Origin of the sequence: Ornithinibacter sp. (genome assembly GCF_035443565.1) — a bacterium.
Lineage (GTDB): Bacteria > Actinomycetota > Actinomycetes > Actinomycetales > Dermatophilaceae > Fodinibacter.
The window spans coordinates 1-1,221 of the sequence record NZ_DAORSO010000393.1 but is presented as its reverse complement, the minus strand read 5'-3'; the positions used below and the strand labels follow the sequence as shown (position 1 = coordinate 1,221).

Annotated in this window: 1 protein-coding gene; it reads left to right on the top strand. The window is 73.2% G+C overall.

The window, feature by feature from the left end; translation table 11 throughout:
- Positions 1–1,221, top strand: a 1,221-nt coding sequence (locus PLL68_RS15455) for an HNH endonuclease signature motif containing protein (RefSeq protein WP_324535616.1), incomplete at both ends; no start/stop codon positions are given.

Sequence of the window (1,221 nt, the reverse complement as noted above, 5' to 3'; positions counted from 1 at the left end):
CAGCCGTTGGGCCTGGTGGAGCGTCGCTCCCGGGTTGAGGCTGCCCGTGAGGCGCTGGTCGGGATCTCGCAGGTGCTGTACCAGTGCTCGGGGGCGGAGTTGGCCGAGGTGATGGGGGAGGTCGACTCGCTGGTGGCGTTGAGTGCGGCGGCGCGAGTCGCGGTCACCGCGGAGGCGGTGGGGCGTGGTGAGGTCGAGGCGGCTGGGGTGAACGCGACGGCGTGGGTGCGTGATCACGCGCCGTCGCTGCGGCAGGGCGGCGCCGCGGACGTCGCGGCGATCGCGGGGGTGCTGGCCCCGACGGGGGCGCGGTGGGGCGGTGGCGACGCCGCCGGCCCGGATGTGGACTCTCCGGAGGGGATCGTCGCGGATGCCGTGGTGTCGGGGGTGGTGTCGCCGGGTTTGGGGTGTGCGGGGTTGCGGGAGATGACCCGCCTGGGCCCGTTCCTGCGTGAGGAGGTCAAGCCCACGGTGGTGCGGTCCATGCTGGAGCTGGGGGTGGCGTGGGGGCCGGGGATGCTGCGCCGGCTGCGGCCCAGACTGCTCGCCGAATACGGCGCGCCGGGGGTGTTCGATGACCTGCAGGAACGGTTGGCGTCGGCGGCGCGGTTGTCCGCACCGTTTGTCGAGTCCGGTGACCTCACCGAGTACCAGTTGGTGATGACGCCGGAGCAGGCGGCAGCGTTGGAAGCAGCGATCGGGCCCTTGAGTGCCCCCGCCCCCAACGACGTGACCGGGGAACGTGACCTGCGACCGCTGGGGCAGCGGCGGGTAGAAGCGCTGGCGCAGGTGTGCCAACGCTCCAGCGCCCTCGACGGTGACCAGCACGGCGGCGCGGACGGCGCCGCCGGGTCCGCGCATGCCGTGCACGTGATCATGAGCCTTGAGGATCTGCAGGCACGCACCGGCTGCGGCGAGGTCCTCGGGTCCACCGCGACCGGGACGATGCTCTCGCCTCAGGTGCTGCGGCGCCTGGCGTGTGAGGCTGACCTCATCCCCCACGTGCTCGGCACCGCCGGGGAAGACCTCGACCTCGGCCGGGTGGTGCGCCTGTTCACCCGGGCGCAGCGGCGGCGGCTGCTGCGCCGCGACCGGGGGTGCACCTACCCCGGCTGCACCGCGCCCGCCGCGTGGGCCAAAGCGCACCACGTCGTGCACTGGGTTGATGGTGGGCTCAGCGACATCGACAACGCTGCCCTGCTGTGCCAACGCCACCACACG